The organism is Prosthecobacter sp., from assembly GCF_044226605.1.
In the GTDB taxonomy this organism is placed as follows: Bacteria; Verrucomicrobiota; Verrucomicrobiia; order Verrucomicrobiales; family Verrucomicrobiaceae; genus Prosthecobacter.
On sequence record NZ_JBGAGS010000008.1, the window covers coordinates 333,725 to 350,581 of the forward strand.

Below are 16,857 nucleotides of genomic sequence, written 5' to 3' on the forward strand. Positions count from 1 at the left end.
TTCCTACCGGTACTGCTCCGGCCTGCCGATCGGGAACAGTCCCAAAGGCGCGATCTGGCTGGCCCGCAGTCTTTCCGGCCCCACGCTCGGTGCATCGGCGGCCAGAAACACCGCCAGCTGGATCAGCCCCACGCGACCCTGCGGACTGCTGTCAAACAGCACCGCATCGCTTCGCACTGGCTTGAACAAGAATGGCCCCCGCGCGCCATGGTCCAGAGTCAGCGAGCCCTTCGGCTCCACCCTCAGAGTACCACGCCCAAGTGAGGCCGTTCCGCCCGTCTCCATGTTTTTGCCATCGACTCCCACGTTCAGCTCCAGGGCCATTGGCGAGCGGTTTTTCAACACAACGCGGTACGCTTGGTTCGGCAGCCCGGTGACAAAAAGAATGCCGCCGCAGAGATACGACTCGATCCATTTCCCCGTCGCCACATCCTGCACCGCGAGGTCCAGCGTGCCGTCCCCCATGCGCGCCAATCCACCCTGCCTGTCAGGCACATCCCCCTGCCGCTCGATCATGGCCGCGACCTGTTCAGGCGTGCCATACACCACCCGCGCGACCATGTGCGGGGTCGTTGTCGTCTGCGCCTCCCGGGCGGGAAATCCTTGCTGAAAGAGGTTTGAGTCCTGCTGCCAGGCCGGCCGCAGGGGGGCAATGCTGCTGCCGCAGGATGTCAGCAGGCCGGTGCCCGCCATTGCCACTGTTTTGATCCATGCCGATGTCCTGCCTGCTTTCCCTGATGTCATGCTGAATGCGCTGTTGTCTTGATTAGAAAAGTAACACGCACCAAGCCCGACACTTCTTCCACCGAACGACGCACCTCGCAGCCCAGGAGCTTCTCGATCATTTCGCATTCCAGTTCATCCACCATGTCATACCGCGCTGCCAGCTCCCGCAGCGGCCGGTGGTGCTCCACCAGTACAAGCCGGCCCTGCGCATCGGTTTCGCACGCGCTCAGGCAGCCGTCACCACTGCGCAGCCGTGCCAGCTGCCTGGCCCGCTCCTCCAGCGTGGTGGCTTTGGCCAGCTTGGCGCTCCAGGCTTCCGTCTTGGCCAGAAAATAGGAATACAGCAGCTTCGGCGGTGCGCTTTCGCCATAGACCTTCTCCGCCGTGGTCAGCAGGTCCAGAGTGAGCGTCGGCCCGCAATTCGTGAAAAGCACATCCGCCTTGGGCGTGAGGCGGTACAGCTTCTCAGGCCGCCCGGCCGCCTTCGGCCGGCGCCAGGTGTCCAGAAACCCCGCCTTCTCCAGCTCCACACAGTGCTGCTTCACTCCCATGTAGCTCATCTTCATGGCCGTGCACAGCTCCGTCACCGTCAGTCCGGTGGAATGCTTCAGCCGCTGGACGATGTCCAGCGCTGGCGAGTGCAGCATTTCTCGAAGCAGGTTCAGCATGGTTGGTTTGCCGCGAGACTAGCGCCGCTGACTGCCCCGCGCAATGCTCCGCCTCCCTCAACTGATCAACAGCATGCGTGGCGGCTCCCCGGGCAGCGTGGCGGGAGCACGGTGGACGCACGGCGGTACCGGGCTGCCCGGAAACTCCGTGGCGATGCGCCACAGCGGGCCCCGGCCAAAGGAAAACGGCTCCGCGTGCCGCAGCGGGATGTAGTGCAGGTCCAGATAATGCTCATGCAGAAACTCCCGAAAACCCTCGTCATCGCCCTCGCCGTAGATTGTCCGCAGTTCTGCACGGAACTCCGGCACATCCACCCGCCGCACCGCATCTTCATTGCGCAGTCCTTCAGAGCAGGCGCCAAAGTAAGTGCATAAATATGTGTCCGCCTCCACCGTTGCGCTGTCCACATGCCAGCTTTGCACGTCCGTGCGCAGCAGTTCAGGCTCGATCTCGTTCAGATAGCCATGGATGCAGTCCAGGCTGGGCTGAAGTTCGCGCCCACGCAGCAGTTCCTGATCCTGCAGCAAAATCTCCCGCGCCACACAGCCCTCAGCGCTCAGGTCCAGCGCACGCAGACGCGCTTCATCAATGCTCGTGATCCCCTTCCCCACCGCCAGTTTCTCCACGATCTCGCCAAAATCTCCCTCCAGCCTGCGCGGCCAGCACAAGGCATTGATGCCATCACGCATTGGCGTCTCCACCAGCTCCTCAAAGCTGCCCACGATTTTGACGCGCGGGTAGTCTTGGAGAGAGTCGAGAAGCTCAGAGAACGAAGTCATGGATGAAAACACCATGGCTCCATAGCGTCAGTTCGCCGCCCGGACCATGAATTCTTCGGCATTCTCACCACCTGCGGCATTGCATTTACCCCTAACGTCTGATCCAATTCCGCATCGTGAATAAAATAACTTTTTATGCAGGCTTCACACTTTGCCTCATCACCACGGCGCTCTTTGCCGCCACCCCACCCGCGAAGACCGTTCCCATCGACATCGAAGTGATGCGTGCGGACGGCACACCCGCAGCAGACGTGGCGGTTTATGTTAGCTGCACCAATCCCCGCGCCCTCGAAAATCCCATCCTCGCCACCGGCCACACAGATGCGAAGGGCAGATTCCTCAGCCAGTGCCAGCATCCAAACCCTTCCGGCATCTTAGGCGCTCAGGTGCTGGCAGTCGCTCCGGACGGCCAGGTCGGCACGGAACTGGTTGGCCTAGTCGGTCACTCCGGCGAACCCAACGCCGTCAAAATCACCCTTGGCCCTTCAGCCGATGCACAAGTGCAGGTGCTGCAGTCAGACGGCCAGCCCGCGGCCAACCTCGAAGTCTGGGTCACCAGTTTCACCGGCAAGCAACTGCGCACCGAACGAATTCCCAAAATGGGCAGCATTTCCAAACTCCCCGGTGATTTGTGGAAAGCCACCACCGATCAGGAAGGGCGCTGCACGATCACCCGTCTGCCAAAAGACATCGGCATCTATTTCCGCCATGCCGACAGCCGTTTTGCCCAGCCATACGGCAAATACACTTCATACACCGGGTCATCCGCAAAAAACGACGGCGCCGTGCACAAGATCACCCTGACAAAGCCGGGCGCGTTGCGCGGTCGCATCGTGGATGGCAACAACGCTCCCGCCGCGGGAGTGCTGGTCACTACCATCGAAACCATGCCCTACAAAACGGCCTATGGAGATGACGTCCGCACGCAGGAGGACGGCACCTTCACCCTGACCCAAATCCCGCCTTCGACCTACAGGCTGCGGCTCACGCTTTACCCGCCGCTGAGCGATGTGTGGGTCAGCCCGGAACTGAAGCCAAGCGCGGTGCGCGAAGGCGAGACCACGGACGTGGGAGACATCCATCTCGAACAGGCCGCTGTCGTGACCGCGGAAGTCGTGGATGAGGACACGGGCAAGAAAGTGGACGAGCCCATCACCTTCCAGCTTCCCGCAGGCAGGCACCTGCTGCGGTACCGCATGGAACGCTTCCCTCCCAAAGGCTACCACGTCAGTGGCGATCACCTGGAAGTCACCGTGAATGTGCAGAACGGCGAACGAAAGACCATCCAGTTCAAGCTGCGGCCGGTGAAGCCCTCGGACATGGTCACCGGCACCGTCCTGGGCCTGGATGGCAAGCCAGCCCCCAATGTCTCCGTCATGCTCACCACCGAGCATTCCTGGGCAGCAGCCGAGCGAGTCAAAACCAAAGACGATGGCACCTTTACCATCATGGTGCCCGCCGAGGCCAAGGGTGTCGCCGCCATCGCTTGGGATGGTGCCAGATCGATGTCGGACATCACCGCCGCCGAGCGAGGCCACTCGGTCACGGTCCAGCTTAAAAACGACGGCTTCGCTCGCGTCGAAGGCCGTGTCACCGACGACAGCGGCTTTCCCATCAAAGGCGCCAAGGTGAAGTGGTCAGCCTCCAAGCTGCGGGTCAGCCTGATGGAAAATTTCGATCACATCCCCGACCTCGTGCCGGAGACCATCGAAACCGATGCCGATGGCCGCTACGTCATTCCCCGTCTGTGGACGACCCTGGACCCGTTCATCGTTTGCAGTGCGGAAGGCTACAATCGGGAAGCGCTGCGTGAGGTCAAACTGCTGCCAAACAAGACGAAGCAGCTTTCGTTCAAGCTCACCCAGCCAGGGCACAAAGTCACAGGCATCGTGGTGGACGGCTCTGGCCATCCCATCGAGGGAGCGGAGATTCGTTTTCAGGGCGACAACCAGCCTGGTCTTTACAACAACACCAAGACCGACGCGAAGGGAGCGTTCCAAATCGGACCGCTGATTGCAGGCCAGCTCTATATCAGCGCCACGCAGATCACGCCAGACTTCAGTCGCGAAATCGACCAGTTCATCACCGTCCCCTCCAATGAAGTGCGTCTGGTGCTGCCCGATGCCGAGGGAACGGTCAGCGGCACCGTCCTGGACCACACCGGCAAGCCCGTGGCCGATGCCGATATCACCGCAGACCTGCTCTCCCGCAAAACCCACACCGATGCTCAGGGCCGTTTCCAGCTCACCGGCTTGGTCAAAGGCTGGTTTCACATCACCGCTTCCGCTCGCAATGCCCAGTCCAAAAAAATTGAGCGCGGCACACGCGTCAAAACCGGCACCACCACGCTGGAACTGCGCCTGCCAGAGCATCCTCGCGAAGCCCCTTCCCGGCCCGAGCAGCCGCTCAATATGATCGGTCAGGTCGCGCCTCCATTGGAGGTCGCCACCTGGATCAACTCGCCAGCTCTCGCGGCCAAAGCCGGCCCCAAGGTTCGCATCATCGACTTCTGGGGTCTCCAGTGCGGCCCCTGCCTGGCCAAGCTGCCCAAGGTCGCAGAATTCTGGCAGGCGCATCAGCGCGAAGATCTGGAGATCATCGCCCACTGCGGCTATCCCGCCGATGAAGTCCGCGAGTTCCTCGCCAAACATTCCGACTACACCTTTCCCATCTCCATCGGCGTCGAAGACTCTTCCACCTGGCGCGACTACGACATCCGCGGCATCCCCACCTACGTCGTGATTGACCGCACCGGAAAAATCATTTCCCACAGCCACGACTGGCAGGCCGCCACCCTCGCAGCACTGGCTGCGATGAAGAAGTGATTCATCCGGCTTTGCTGGAGCATTCTAATGATGTGCAGCCAATAGATGCAGGGGAAAACTCACAGAGTGTCGCGAGTGCGCCAGCAAAGTGGTTCGCTCAGTCCTCTGAGCGATGTCTGGGCTTTCGACCACGCTGGAAGCCGCACAGAGGACTGTGCGGACCACTATGTGCGCCAGCCTTCCACCTTCGAACTCAGCGCACTTTCATGCGAACATAAACAATTTAAACGCCCTACCCCACCCCCACATGCCGCGCCTGCCGGCTCCCCGCCGTGCTCTTCTTCGGCCCTTCACGCTCCCCTGCTTTCGTCCCGCTCAGCCGCAGCCCTTCACGCCCCGGCACACGATTCCAGTCCTGCATCATCGTTGAAGCCGCGAGTTCAACCGGCACCGCACACTCCTGCACCAGATAATCAAACAGCGACTGCGCCAGCACCGGCAGCGCGATCTGGTGCGTGCGTTTCAGCTTCTTATACAAGCTCTCCGCAAAGGCCATGAAAGCAACAAACGGCGACTCATTCTGCTGCCACAGCAGATCCAGCACAGCGGTGAAGTTGCCACTGTTCGCCACCATGTCCCAATACCTCGCAAAGCGCCGCATGCGCTGCATCTCCACGAACGGGATGTCGCGATTCTCCAGCATCTCATAGGGCGGCACCGGCGAGTACTTCATCTCATACTCCGCATCATGCCGCACGATCGGCGTGCCGCGCAGTCGTTTGAGAATGCCCACCTGAATCTCCTGCGGCCCCATCTTCACCAGCCGGTCAAAGCCACGCCCAAAGCTCGCCACATCCTCGCCCGGCAGTCCCACGATGAGATCCGCATGCACATGAATGCCCGTCTGCTCGCGCAGAAAGTGCAGGTTGTCCTCCAGCCGCGTCAGATTCTGCCGCCGGCTGATGTTCTTGGAAGTCGCTTCATCAAACGTCTGAATCCCCACCTCAAACTGCACCGCGCCTGCGGGAAACTCGCGGATGATGCCGCGTAGCTGCTCCGGCAGCCGGTCCGGCACCATCTCAAAGTGCAGGAACATTCCATCCCGCCAGCGATCCAGAAAGAAGCGCAGGATCGCCATGCTCGTCGGCAGATGCAGATTAAACGTGCGATCCACAAATTTAAACGTCAGCGCCCCGCGATCCAGAAGCCCCTGCATCGCTTGCAAAAACGCCTCCAGCGCAAACGCCCGCACCGGCACATCCAGCGAGGACAAACAGAACTCGCAGGTGAAAGGGCAGCCGCGCGAAGCCTCCACATACAGGATGCGGTTTGCCAGATCGTCTTTCGTGTAGAGCTCATACGGCAGTGCCACTTTCTCCAGCGTCGGCAGTCCGGCCGCCATCACCTTCGGCAGCGCCACCTTTGCCGCCTCATCCTCCCCAAGCAGCACGCCGCACACCTCGGCAAATTTCAGGTCCGCCTCGCCGGTGATCACATGATCCGCCAGCGCCACGATCGGCTGCCCGTCCCATTCATAGGACACCTCCGGCCCGCCGAGCACGATGCGGATCTCCGGCCTCAATTTCCGCAGCATCCCCAGCACCTCCGTCGTCTCCACCACATTCCAGATGTAAATGCCAAAGCCCACGATGCTCGGCTCCTGCGCCAGCACCGCCTCCACGATCTCCAGCGGTGCCTGATTGATCTGAAACTCCATCATGCACGCCCGCTCCCGCAGCGGTCCCAAATTCGCCATCAGGTAGCGCAGCCCGAAGGAGCTGTGGATGTATTTGGCGTTGAGCGTGGCGAGGACGATTTCGGGCATCTCCCCCAGTGTGGCGGATGTGTGCCCGCGCGGCAAACGCCTTTGCAGCACCCCGCCAAGTAGCCTGCAGCCCCTATTTCCGCAGTCCCGGGCACTGGATTACCCCCCGAAAATGGCACACCCCCTGCTGGATGAATCTCGTCATTCATGAAACAACTGCATCCCAGTCACTTCTTTCTCTTCACCGCCCTGCTCCTGTGCATCTACATCGTGGCCGCTCACCTCGATTAGGACATGGCTAGGAGATCAAATACCAAGGCCACAGACGAAGGCCTTTCCACTTCCCGTTAGGATTGGCCGATTTCTGGCACGAGGCCTCTTTCAGGCTGCCCCCCTCGTCCACGGTCGCGCCGGGCGATCAGGAATGCACCCAAACGACCGCAGGGGACGTTTGACATTGCAACACTCCCGCGCCTAACCTCCGCGCCCACCGATCCCGCAGTACATGCAAGACACCCTCCCGCAGCCTGAGAAGGAGTTCCGCTCCTTCGGTCATGGCTTTTGGTCCGACAAAAACGTCGCCCCTTCCGACTGGAACAGCGCCACCTGGCAGCTCAAAAACCGGATCACCACGCTCAAGCAGCTCGAAGAGCACCTGACGCTCACTGAGGAGGAACGCGCAGGCGTCATCCTCTCCGGCAACAAGCTGGCCATGGCCATCACGCCGCATTACTTCAATCTCATCGATCCCGAAGACCCCGGCTGCCCCATCCGCCGCCAGGTCATCCCCCGCATCGAAGAGACCTGGGAAGACCCGGATGAAATGTCCGATCCCTGTGGCGAAGACAGCCACATGCCCGTCCCCGGCCTCGTCCACCGCTACCCGGACCGCGTGCTCTTCCTCGTCACCGACCGCTGCGCCAGCTACTGCCGCTACTGCACCCGCAGCCGCGTCGTGTCCGGCGTGGGCGAGCAGGAACTGCACACCGAATTTGAAGCCGCCTTCCGCTACCTCGAGCGCCACACCGAAGTCCGCGACGTCCTCCTCTCCGGCGGCGATCCCCTGCTCTTCTCCGACGCCAAGCTCGACGCCCTGCTCACCCGCCTGCGCTCCATCAAGCACATCGAGTTCGTCCGCATCGGCAGCCGCGTGCCCATCTTCGTGCCGCAGCGCATCACGCCGGAGCTTTGCAAAATGCTGCAAAAGCACCACCCGCTCTGGCTCAGCATCCACACCAATCACCCCCGCGAACTCACCACCGAAGTCCGCGACGCCCTCGCCCTGCTGGCCAACCACGGCGTGCCCCTCGGCAATCAAAGCGTCCTCCTCCGCGGCGTGAACGACAACGCCGAAGTCATGAAGAGCCTCGTGCAAAAGCTCCTCATGTGCCGCGTCCGCCCCTACTACCTCTATCAGTGCGATCTGATCCAGGGCAGTTCCCACCTGCGCACCAGCGTCGCTGACGGCATCGACATCATCGAGCAGCTCCGCGGCCACACCACCGGCTACGCCGTCCCCCAGTTCGTCATCGACGCCCCCGGCGGCGGCGGCAAAGTCCCCCTCAACCCCGACTACGTCCTCGTCCGCGACGAACAACGCGTCGTCATCCGCAACTACGAAGGCAAAACCTTTGAGTATCCGGAGCCTGCGTTGGTGCGGAGGTAAGGAGCTTTAAGTCTGGCTAAACTTGAATACGTCGGTTCATCGTCTATAGCCCCTGTTTGAAGGAGAAAAACCATGGCACTTATTGAAGGATTCCGGGTCCAAAACTATCGATCATTGAGGGATGTGACGCTTGGCAAGCTCTCCGCGCAGCAAAAAGGTGATCCTCTAACCCCCCTCACAGTTGTCATCGGCAAGAATGGTGTTGGCAAGAGCACGCTGTTTGATGCTTTCGGTTTTGTGGCCGATTGCCTTTCTTCCGACGTAGAGATCGCGTGTGATATGAAACAGAGAGGAGGCTTCGAACGAATGCTCTCACGAGGAAGTTCAGAATCAATACGTTTTGAGATTTACTATAGAGAAGAGAAGCAGGAGCGACCGATTACATATGAGCTTTCAATCGCTAGAGACGAGTCGGGGCGTCCATTCGTTGAATACGAAACCTTGAAGCAACGCCGCAAAGGCCAGAAGCATGGCCGGCCATTTCCTTTTCTACGATTGAGTCATGGCAAGGGAACAGTATGGGCTGGGGAGGAAGCAGTTGAGCTCGAAGGGGAAGAAGATCGGACACAACAAAATGTGGAGTTGACTGATCTACGGCAACTGGGCATTGCGACCTTGGGAACTCTCAAAGAGCACCCGCGCATCAAAAGATTTCGAGACTTCCTAAAAGGATGGTATCTCTCGTATTTCCATCCGGATGCGGCACGCAGTTTGCCAAGTGCAGGCCCGCAAAAGCACCTGAATATTCACGGCGATAACATTGGCAACGTGGTCCAGTTCCTCGAGCGTGAATACAAAGACCGCTTCAAGGCAATCCTGAACCGAATTGCTGCAAAGATTCCAGGAGTTCAAAAGATCGACACTAAAATAACAGACGATAAACGGGTGTTGTTGAGGTTTAATGACGGATCGTTCGGCGATCCTTTCTTCGCGCAGCAGATGTCAGATGGGACGCTGAAGGTGTTCGCTTATTTGCTAATGATGGAAGACCCTGATCCCCCGCCTTTTATCTGCATTGAAGAGCCTGAAAATGGTCTTTATCATAAGTTACTTGATGCCCTTGCAAGGGAGTTTCGTTCCCATGCAACGGGCAAAAAAGGAGCACCTCAGATCTTTGTGACTACCCACCAGCCTTATTTCGTAGATGCACTGACACCGAAGGAAGTTTGGATACTTGAGAAAGGCAGCGATGGATTCTCGTCACTGCGCCGGGCGGCAGATATCCAAATCGTTCAGAACCTCGTGAATGAGGGCCTTCCTTTAGGCGGCTTGTGGTACAGTGACTATCTTGATGCTCGATAAGACCATGCACCTTGAATTTCTTATCGAGGATAGCTCTGGAGAAAAACTGCTCCAGACGTTGTTGCCTAAGCTGCTGGGCAGCCAGGGTGATCCACATTCTTGGAGAATTCATGGTTACAAGGGTATTGGCCGTGTGCCCAAGGGCCTAAAAACAACAGGAGATCCATCAAAAAGGATATTGCTTGATCAGCTTCCTCGACTGTTGCGTGGATATGGGCAAACGGCAGGTATCGATGCAGTGGTCGTCATCCTTGATTCGGATCAGCGCAACTGCCGGACATTTCTCTCTGAGTTGCAAGCTCTGTGTAGTGAATGCGATCCCGCACCCAACACCTTGTTTCGTATTGCCATTGAAGAAATGGAAGCGTGGTACTTTGGGGATCGAACGGCACTTCTACAAGCATATCCACGCGCTAAGAGAGACATTTTGGACCGCTACCAACAGGACAGTGTGTGTGGCACTTGGGAAATGTTGGCGGATGCACTGTACCCCGGTGGAGCCGAAGCTATCAAGAAAACTGGATGGCCCCTCCCAGGGCAGATAAAGAGCGAATGGGCGGAAAAAATTGGGCCGCTGATGGATCCGCATCGAAATCTCTCTCCGAGCTTCGGGAAATTGTGCGATGGCGTGCATCGCTTGATCTCCTAACCACAATATAAAATGCCATTCATGCGGCCGTTCATGCCGGGCATATTTGGAATCATTGGCAGACTATTTTCTGATATTTAACGCCTTCTCACTGCTTTCTTAAACCTCTCTGCTGTGCACGATCTTGATCTGCCCCCGGAGCTTGAGCCAGTTTCTATGAGAGTCTGACGGTGGCTAACGGCTTGGTTTGGGTGTTGTCTTTGTTCTTGGTTGTTGCGGGAACTGCGTTGCCTTTCGGTTGACGCAGCGTAGCGGTGTGGGCCGAACGCCAACGCAGCGCGAACTCCGCCGGGGGCTCATACCCCAGAGCTGAATGCAGCCGCTGTTCATTGTAGCTGCGCCGATATTCTTTGCCCAGCACTTTTGCTTCTGCCAATGTGGCAAAGACCTCGCGGTTGAGCAGTTCATCTCTGAGGCGGCTGTTGAAGCTCTCGCTGTAAGCGTTCTGCCATGGGCTGCCCGGCTCGATGTAGAGCGTCTGGAAGCCCTGCTGCGCTATCCACTCCCTCACGGCTTTGGCGATGAACTCCGGACCGTTGTCGCTGCGGATGAACTGCGGCGCACGGCCGCGCTGGGCGATGGCGGCTTCCAGCACCCGCACCACATCTCTGGCATCCATCCGCCGCTCCACTTCCAACGCCACGCTCTCTCGCGTGAACTCGTCGCAGATCGGCAGCCATTTGAGCCTTTTGCCATCCACGGTCTGGTCAAACACGAAGTCATAACTCCACACTTCGTTGATGCGCGTGGCGCTGCGTCGTTGCGTGCTGTTGCCGCCGTGGCCCAGCCTGCGGCGCTTGTGCTGGCGTTGCGGCACTCGCAGCCCCTCCTGCCTCCAGAGGCGGGCCACGCGCTTACCGTTGACCTTCATGCCCTGCCTGCGCAGGTGTGCTGCGGCCATGCGATAACCACGTCGCGGATGCGCCGTGGCATAGCGGCGCAGCTCCGCCACGAGCTTCGCATCCCTCGCCGGGCGCGTGCATGCGTAACGCTGGGTCGAACGTGGCTGGCCAATGACCTGGCAGGCCCGGCGCTGCGACACCTGGAGCTTGCGCTCCAGGTGCGCGACTGCCTCGCGTTTGCGCGCCGGGCTCACCACTTTCCCTCCACCAGTTCCTTGAGCATCGCGTTGTCCAGCGCCTGGTCGGCCACAAGCTTCTTGAGCCTGCTGTTCTCCTGCTCAAGTTCCTTGAGCCGTTTGACGGTGCTTCGATCAGCGCCTCCATACTGCTCCTTCCACCGGTGGTAGGTCGGCACGCTCACTCCAATCTGCCGCGCCGCCTCCTCGGCGGTCTTGCCTCCGGCGATAAGCCCTGCGGCATCGCGCAGCTTCTTGATGATTTCCTCTGCTGTTGTCTCTTGCGTTTCATGTCGTCTGATGATGCGCTTCGCGCACCTCAGACTCTCATAACACATGGCTCAGCTTTTGGGGAGCAGGTCAATCTGGCTACGGAGGAAAAAGTTGTCGGTCGTTTGACACTGCACTTGGTACCACATGTTCACTCACAATAACACTGTTATCCGTGCCACGGTCGTCAGCCCCTCACCATCGCTTTCCCTGCTCCTTAGAACCGCCCGCCATCCACCATGAACTGCTGCGCGGTGCACGCCGCGCCATCATCCGCCGCCAGGAACAACACCATCTGCGCAAACTCCTCGGGCGGGATGCGGCGCTTGAGGGCCTGATCGCCCATCGTGCCGGCCTCGCCTTCGGGAGACCACCATTTCGTGAGCTGTCGCTCCGTCGGCACCCAGCCCGGCAGCACCGTATTCACGCGCACACCATGGGGGCCAAAGGTCCGCGCCATCGTGCGTGTGATCCCCTCCACCGCCGACTTGGCGATGGCGTAGCCGGGAAAGAAATCCTCCTGCATCATGTAGCTGCTGGAGCCGATGTTGATCACCGAGCCATGCGCGGCGGCAATCATCTGCGGCGCCAGCGCCTGGATGGCAAAGAAGTAGTGGCGCAGATTGGTGTTGATCCGGTTGTCAAAATACTCCGGTGTCACGTCCTGCCATTCGTGGCGGTCATCGTTGGCCGCGTTGTTGACCAGCACCGTCACACTGCCCAGATCGCGCACCGCCGCCTCACAGGCAGCCTTCAGAGCCTCGATGTCGAGCAGATCGACCTCATAAAACAACGGCGCGTGAGCCACGCCTGCGTTGAGGCAGCGCTGGATCGTGGCATTGGCATACGCCACGTTCTTGTCCACAAAGGCCACACGGCTGCCCTGCCGGGCAAACTGCTCCACCAGTGCACTGCCGATGCCATCAGCACCTCCCGTGATGAAAACAGTGCGATCGATGAGCGAAGGGTAACGGGCGTATTGGGCGGGCATAAAAGTCTATTGCCTGTCAGCTTTGAGAGCAGGGTTTGATTCAGCCGGGGTGTCCTGGAACTTCACGGCGAAGAGGTCGGCATCGGACATGACAAATCTGAGCTTGATCACCGTGCCTTTCAGCCTCGCCACATCGCGCTCCTTCTTCCAGGTCACCACACGGTCGATATGGTCTCCGTAGATGGGATCACACGCATCCAGCGAGAAGCCAGGAACAGGCCGACCCTGCGCATCCTGAATTTCCACCTGCATCTGTCCTGCGGCACTCGTTGCATAATTGATCCTCAGTTCGTTGCCGTCGAAAGTCAGCGGCTTGGTGATGAATTCTCCGCCTTCCAGCGGGGCGTTCACTGAGACAAAGCCATCCAGGCGCAGCGTATAGCGCCTGCCGTTGGTGAGAAATAGCGACAGCTCCGTGTCTCCCGTCTGATGAATACCGATCGCCGCATAATTCGCGCGGTTCGCCCAGCCCTCTTTGCTCAGCCCAGGGCGGATCAAGCTCTGCGTGAAGAGGCGGTCATAGGTCTCCCCACCGCGTGTGCTCATGAAGAGGATGTCCGTCGCCGCCCCACGCTTCTCCATGAATCGCGTGGGCAGGGCCAGATAAAGATGGGGCGCCCTGAAGTAGGGCTGCGTGCATGCCGTGTAGAGATGCTCACCCGGCAGATTCGCCTTCATCTCGACGAACGGCGTCCAGTGTATGAAATCCTTCGAGGTTGTGCGGGCGATGCCGCGCAATCCGCCAATGAAGCGGCGGAAGTAGCAGACGTAGCACTGCTCAGTTTCGCTCCAGAAAGCGTAATTCTGCGAATCAAAGTATTTCCCCCAGTCCTCGGGAATCACAGCTTCATCACGCAGTTTTTTCCAGTGGATGCCATCGGGTGAAACAAAGGCTTTCAGGCCGCCGGGCCCACGCTTCTCACGCACCGCCTGCTGATGCGACTGGTAGGCCAGACCGCCCAGCGCCTTGTATTTCTCCTCGGCGGGCACACCGGGCCGGGTGTCGACAAACGGCGTGAAATTGTGATTCACCATGAACTCGTTCATGAGGATGATGTTCCCTTCGGGAAAGGCGGGATGCTCGTGAAGCCCCAGCTTGGGCAGAGTCCAGTGGATGCCGTCGGCACTCTCCGCATAGAGGGTCACTTCGCCATCGTGATAAGCCTCGATGCCCTGATTTTTCCAAGTCACCTTGGGATCTTTGTCCCCACGATAGTAAAATTGAAACTTGTCCGGCGCCCGCAGCACTGTGGCATAATTCCCGTGCGGGCGAGGCTGCGCCACCGGTGGCATGAGCTGCGGCTCATGCAGCTTGAGCACCGTGTTTTTCAGCTCACCCACCAGCAGGCGATCCACAAACAGCTCACGTCGGGAACCAATGGCAACAGCATCGTCCGCCCCCTCCGCCGAGACCAGGACTCCAGCCAAAGAAGAAATGACCAGCGGCAGCAGCAGCCACTTGCGGAGAATGAGAGAATAAAGATTCATGAGCTAAAATGGAGAGCACATCCAGCCATCAGTGCTGCGGACAGAAACGCACACTGAACTGCGGAATCTCGAACGAATCCTCATTCAGTGAAAAATGTCTGAGCGCCAATGCGCAGTCCCTGGAAGCGTTGCTAAGATTGAACTCCTCAAGCCTGAGGAAACCTCGAGCAGTCACGCTTCCACAGCATGAAACCCAAAGGCGCACCGGCCAGCCACAGCAGCCGCCCACCGAAAGTTTTCAATTCACGAAACTGTGCCGCGAAACCCACACCGCTCAGGAACGCAAAACGGCTGTACTGCACCCCCGCACGCAGCAACCTCAGCGGTGCCGTGAAGAACCAGCCGCTTTCACAATCGAGCACCATCTTGAACATGAGGCGGTGCCCTTCCGCATTCGTGCGCGGATTGCCCGGCCCATGGACCAGCGAGGGCGCGTCCGTCCAGTAAATGCGCAGCTCTTCATTGATGTGCCGCGTCTTGTAGCGCTTGGACACCTGACACCAGATATACGACTCGGGAATGAAGTTCCCCGACACGTTCTCGGGGTAGGAGAACTGGCGCAGCACATCCAGACGCAGAAAGCCCCATTTCTCTCCGCGCACCTTGTGCCGGTACTCGAGTTCGGCAGCGGAGCAGTCGAGCGGATCCACAGGAAACCGTGAGCCAACCAGCTGCCCGTTTTGATCACGGCAGAGCGCGGTGGCGCCGGAGAATGAGTCGCGTTGTGCCGCGGGAATGTTCTCCCAGTGGTAACGCAGGCGCTCGAGAGAGTTCGGCACGCAGCCGTCGTCGGAATCGAGCTTGATCATGAACTGCCCCTGCGCCTCCCGCAGCGCGAGATTGTGAGCGTAGTGCGCCCCCCGATGCGGCTCCCGCAGATAGCGCAGAGGAAAATTCGCCTCGCTTTGATATCGGGCCATCAAGTCAGCGGTATCATCGGTTGAACCGTCATCGACCACCAGCCACTCAAAATCTCGTAAGGTCTGCGCCTGCAAACTTTCAAACACTCGATGCAGCGTGTGTGCTCGATTGAAGGTGGGCGTGTAAACCGTGAACAGCGGCATGGGTGGTTCAAGGAGTGCCTGAAGATCTCGCTATATTCTACCCGTATGTTGCTTAAATCTCAGTAAGCGTTGTCCCGCTTGAAAAAGGTCAGCAGCATAATTTGGAAATCGAGCCACAGGCTCCAATTTTCAAGATACCAGAGATCGCACTGAATGCGCTCGCCGAGATCCGTATCACCTCGCAGGCCATTGACCTGGGCCCAGCCCGTCATGCCAGGCTTGGAGTGGTGGCGGGCATTGTAATGCGGGATCTGATGTTTGAAGCCTTCGATGAGTTCCGGACGCTCCGGACGCGGCCCGACCAGGCTCATCTCCCCTTTCAGCACATTCCAGAACTGGGGCAGCTCATCGATGTTCCATTTGCGCATGAAGGCCCCCACCTTGAGACGACGTGGATCGTCTTTGACGCACCATTGAGCCCCTTTGGCGGCCTCCGCATTCATCTTCATCGAGCGGATTTTGATGATATCGAACGACACCCCGTTGCAGCCCCAGCGCCGCTGGCGGTAGAACACTGAACCACGTGACTCCACCCAAACAATGGCACTGAACAAGGCAATGATCGGCGCGCTCAGCACCAGCCCGATGGTGGCGCCCACGATATCGACCATGCGTTTGGTCATCACATTGAGCGTGTCGTCCAGAGGCAGACGAGTCACCCCCAGCACCGGTGTCCCGGCGATGGTCTCGAGCGTCAGCCCCGAAACAAACACTCGGAAACAAGATGGGATGACCTTGAACTGAATCATTTCCCGTTCGCAGAGGTTCGCAATGGTGATCATCTGCTCGCGTGGGCCGTGCAGGTCCGCCACGACCACCATGTCCACCGCATGAGCGCTGACGAGATGTTCCACTTCGCTCAGGTCTCCCAGGCAAGGCACCACCTCATCCTTGGGGCAGCCATCTTCAGGACTGCCGGTCCGGACCCAGCCCATAATGTCAAAGCTTCCCGTCTGGTCGCGCTTCATGGTTTTCCAAAGTGCCACCGCCTCGGCATTCCACCCAACGAACAGAGTACGCTGCTGCAGCGCCTCAATGCGCCCTGGAGCACGCAGGCAGGAGATGAACAAAACGCGCCAGCCCAGCAGAAGCAGCAATGCGGTGGCCCCATTGAGCATGACATAAACGCGCGAGATGCTCGGCTCCAGCTTCAGCGCCAGCGTGATGGCAAGGAACCCGGCGGTCCACACCAGGACGCCTTTGGCAATTTTCGAAGACACCCAGCGACTGCGCAGCAGCACGTTTTTATGGTAAATCTCCTGCCAGCCCAGCACCAGAATGAGGGAGAGGCTGCCCAGAGCTGTGTGGCCACCATACTGACGAAAGGTCATCTCATCGAAGTTACCAAATTCACGAATGATTGTATGGAAGCGCAGCCAGTAGGCTGAATAGGCGGCCAGCAGGGCCATCACCAAATCTCCCAAGATGCTGACTAGTACCCAGAAGTGGGGAGAGAGCTGTTCCTTCTCGCGCCAAGCACGCCGGGCCTCCAGGGCCTGGTAGGCTGGGCCAGAGCCTAAAATATTGGAATTGGGATGAGTAGTCGCCATGGCTGGTCCTATTGAATACCTAAATTATACTCAGTATAAATTTAGGCGCAAGCCCAACCTATGGAAATTCTCTCTTTTTTGGAATTATAATCGGA

The 16,857-nt window shown here is 59.0% G+C and carries 13 protein-coding genes; 4 read left to right on the forward strand and 9 right to left on the reverse strand.

Going from position 1 to position 16,857, the window contains the following annotated elements; all coding sequences use genetic code 11:
• Positions 1-3: 3 nt before the first annotated feature.
• Genes ACILSO_RS13345 through ACILSO_RS13355 form a run of 3 tightly spaced genes read right to left on the reverse strand, consistent with a single transcriptional unit; the run spans position 4 to position 2,174 of the window.
• Positions 4-744 carry a hypothetical protein gene (locus ACILSO_RS13345; protein ID WP_395737912.1) on the reverse strand — a complete coding sequence of 247 codons (741 nt, stop codon included), beginning with the start codon at positions 742-744 and terminating at the stop codon, positions 4-6.
• On the reverse strand, positions 741-1,394 hold the full coding sequence (locus tag ACILSO_RS13350) for a helix-turn-helix transcriptional regulator (protein ID WP_395737913.1): 654 nt from the start codon (positions 1,392-1,394) through the stop codon (positions 741-743). Before ACILSO_RS13350 ends, ACILSO_RS13345 begins: the two co-directional genes overlap by 4 nt.
• 57 nt (positions 1,395-1,451) lie before the next feature.
• The gene (locus ACILSO_RS13355; RefSeq protein WP_395737914.1) at positions 1,452-2,174 is read right to left on the reverse strand and encodes a hypothetical protein; all 723 of its coding nucleotides are present in this window, start codon (positions 2,172-2,174) and stop codon (positions 1,452-1,454) included.
• Between the two features lie 116 nt (positions 2,175-2,290).
• On the opposite strand from ACILSO_RS13355, the gene ACILSO_RS13360 reads away from it, so the two are divergent.
• Positions 2,291-4,999 (forward strand): carboxypeptidase regulatory-like domain-containing protein, encoded by a 2,709-nt coding sequence (locus tag ACILSO_RS13360; RefSeq protein ID WP_395737915.1) that lies wholly within the window; start codon positions 2,291-2,293, stop codon positions 4,997-4,999.
• A gap of 232 nt (positions 5,000-5,231) precedes the next feature.
• Here ACILSO_RS13360 and ACILSO_RS13365 read toward each other — a convergent pair whose 3' ends face one another.
• The gene (locus ACILSO_RS13365; RefSeq protein ID WP_395737916.1) at positions 5,232-6,764 is read right to left on the reverse strand and encodes a DUF4080 domain-containing protein; all 1,533 of its coding nucleotides are present in this window, start codon (positions 6,762-6,764) and stop codon (positions 5,232-5,234) included.
• A 445-nt stretch (positions 6,765-7,209) separates the two neighbouring features.
• On the opposite strand from ACILSO_RS13365, the gene ACILSO_RS13370 reads away from it, so the two are divergent.
• The 3 genes from ACILSO_RS13370 to ACILSO_RS13380 all read left to right on the forward strand — a co-directional run bounded on the left by ACILSO_RS13370 (position 7,210) and on the right by ACILSO_RS13380 (position 10,321).
• Entirely contained in the window at positions 7,210-8,370 is a 1,161-nt protein-coding gene (locus ACILSO_RS13370) for a KamA family radical SAM protein (RefSeq protein WP_395737917.1), read from the forward strand.
• A gap of 72 nt (positions 8,371-8,442) precedes the next feature.
• A complete protein-coding gene (locus ACILSO_RS13375) occupies positions 8,443-9,672 on the forward strand; it encodes an AAA family ATPase (protein ID WP_395737918.1) in 1,230 nt (409 codons plus the stop codon).
• Between the two features lie 4 nt (positions 9,673-9,676).
• Complete coding sequence (locus ACILSO_RS13380) at positions 9,677-10,321, forward strand: DUF4276 family protein (RefSeq protein ID WP_395737919.1); 645 nt, start codon at positions 9,677-9,679, stop codon at positions 10,319-10,321.
• A 154-nt stretch (positions 10,322-10,475) separates the two neighbouring features.
• Here ACILSO_RS13380 and ACILSO_RS13385 read toward each other — a convergent pair.
• The 5 genes from ACILSO_RS13385 to ACILSO_RS13405 all read right to left on the reverse strand — a co-directional run bounded on the left by ACILSO_RS13385 (position 10,476) and on the right by ACILSO_RS13405 (position 16,762).
• Positions 10,476-11,701, reverse strand: a protein-coding gene (locus ACILSO_RS13385) for an IS3 family transposase (protein ID WP_395737937.1) whose coding sequence is annotated in 2 segments (ribosomal slippage) — positions 10,476-11,434 and positions 11,434-11,701 — 1,227 coding nt in all. Because the reading frame shifts where the segments join, the coding sequence is not laid out codon by codon here.
• Positions 11,702-11,886: 185 nt separating this feature from the next.
• Positions 11,887-12,660, reverse strand: a complete 774-nt coding sequence (locus tag ACILSO_RS13390; protein ID WP_395737920.1) for an SDR family NAD(P)-dependent oxidoreductase — start codon at positions 12,658-12,660, stop codon at positions 11,887-11,889.
• Positions 12,661-12,666: 6 nt separating this feature from the next.
• Positions 12,667-14,148, reverse strand: a complete 1,482-nt coding sequence (locus ACILSO_RS13395) for a hypothetical protein (RefSeq protein ID WP_395737921.1) — start codon at positions 14,146-14,148, stop codon at positions 12,667-12,669.
• A gap of 146 nt (positions 14,149-14,294) precedes the next feature.
• Positions 14,295-15,212: a glycosyltransferase family 2 protein gene (locus ACILSO_RS13400; RefSeq protein ID WP_395737922.1), complete on the reverse strand. Its 918-nt coding sequence runs from the start codon at positions 15,210-15,212 to the stop codon at positions 14,295-14,297.
• 59 nt (positions 15,213-15,271) lie between these two features.
• On the reverse strand, positions 15,272-16,762 hold the full coding sequence (locus tag ACILSO_RS13405) for an exopolysaccharide biosynthesis polyprenyl glycosylphosphotransferase (protein WP_395737923.1): 1,491 nt from the start codon (positions 16,760-16,762) through the stop codon (positions 15,272-15,274).
• Positions 16,763-16,857 lie beyond the last annotated feature (95 nt).